Source organism: Rhodococcus sp. NPDC077669, assembly GCF_040686915.1.
Taxonomy (GTDB): Bacteria; Actinomycetota; Actinomycetes; order Mycobacteriales; family Mycobacteriaceae; genus Rhodococcoides; species Rhodococcoides fascians.
The window spans coordinates 1-1,435 of sequence record NZ_JBFBMD010000058.1 but is presented as its reverse complement, the minus strand read 5'-3'; the positions used below and the strand labels follow the sequence as shown (position 1 = coordinate 1,435).

Below are 1,435 nucleotides of genomic sequence, written 5' to 3'. Positions count from 1 at the left end.
TGCACAGCTCCCCGGAAGTTGGACTGAGTAATTCAGTTCCGACTACCGGGGAGTTTTGTATGCGTGCACGAAGTTCACTTACCGAGGATCAGCGGGTCGCGGCGGTAGCGTTGTTCGAGGATGGTGTGGGTGCCGTCTCGGCTGCTGCGAAGGTCGGTGGCGGGGCGGGCCCAGTGATCTTGCTCTACGACCGTTGGCGGGTTCGAGGGAGGAATGCGTTGGTGGAGAAACCGGATCGACAACACTTCTCGTTCGAGTTCAAACTTGCTGTGGTGCAACGTGTTTTGGCTGGCGAGAACAAGATCGAGCTCGCTCGCGAGTACGGACTGTCGTCGGCGAAGATCATCGAGCCCTGGGTCCGCGGATACCGCCGCGACGGCGACGAGGCGCTACGGCCGAAGCGGGCGGGACGTCGACCGGCACCGGGAGTTGATCCCGGGGAGGCCAGCGAACTGGACCGCCTCCGTGAGGAGAACGAGCGGCTGCGCACGCAGGTGGCGTACCTGGGAAAATTGCGGGCCTTGAGGGAACAGGGACGACGGTGAAGGTTCTCGCTGTCATCGCCCTCAAGGCGCAGTACCGTCTCGATGTGTTGCTCGACGTCGCCGGGTTGGCTCGGTCGACGTTCTTCTACCGTCAAGCGCAGTTACGCAGGCCCGATCCGAAGGCTGCGTTGAAAGCGGCGGTGACCAGGGCGTTCGAGAAAAACCACCGACGCTACGGGCATCGACGCGTGCACCGAGTCCTCGTCGACGCGGGGTGGCGGGTGGCGAAGAAGACCGTGCTCGCGGTGATGCGTGAGCTCGGGTTGGCGTGCCGTGTGCGGCGCCGTCGACGGTATGTCTCGTATCAGGGTCAGGTCGGGGCGGTCGCGGCGAACATCCTCGACCGTCAGTTCACGGCGGCGGCCCCGAATCAGAAGTGGGTCACCGATGTCACCGAGTTCCGGGTCGGGGAGGCGAAGTTGTATCTGTCGCCGGTGATGGATCTGTTCGACCGCCAGATCATCTCGTATTCGATCGGTCGGTCCCCGACGACGGAGTTCACCAACCGTTCTTTGCGGGCCGCGTTGGGCACCCTCGGCGAACAGGATTATCCAATTGTGCACTCGGATCAGGGTTTTCACTATCAGCACTCGTCGTGGCGGCGGTTGCTGGCCGATGCGGGAGCCATCCAATCGATGTCCCGCAAAGCGAACTGTTACGACAATGCGATCATCGAGAACTTCTTCGGTCACCTCAAAGAGGAGATGTTTCATCACGTCCGATACCTGAACCTCGACGCCTTGCACACCGCGATCGAGGACTACATCGACTGGTTCAACAACGACCGCATCTCGCTACGACTCGACGGCCTGAGCCCGGTGCAATACCGAGCCCAGGCCCTCGCAGCCTAGGATTTCCATTAACCGGTCCAACCCACGGGGTCCAGTGCA

At 62.0% G+C, this 1,435-nt stretch carries 2 protein-coding genes; both read left to right on the top strand.

Annotation, left to right across the window (positions count from 1 at the left end; all coding sequences use genetic code 11):
- Positions 1–59: 59 nt before the first annotated feature.
- Entirely contained in the window at positions 60–545 is a 486-nt protein-coding gene (locus tag AB0P23_RS25410) for a helix-turn-helix domain-containing protein (protein WP_032373665.1), read from the top strand.
- Positions 542–1,396 carry an IS3 family transposase gene (locus AB0P23_RS25405; RefSeq protein WP_032373666.1) on the top strand — a complete coding sequence of 285 codons (855 nt, stop codon included), beginning with the start codon at positions 542–544 and terminating at the stop codon, positions 1,394–1,396. The genes AB0P23_RS25410 and AB0P23_RS25405 overlap by 4 nt, the downstream gene beginning before the upstream one ends.
- Positions 1,397–1,435 lie beyond the last annotated feature (39 nt).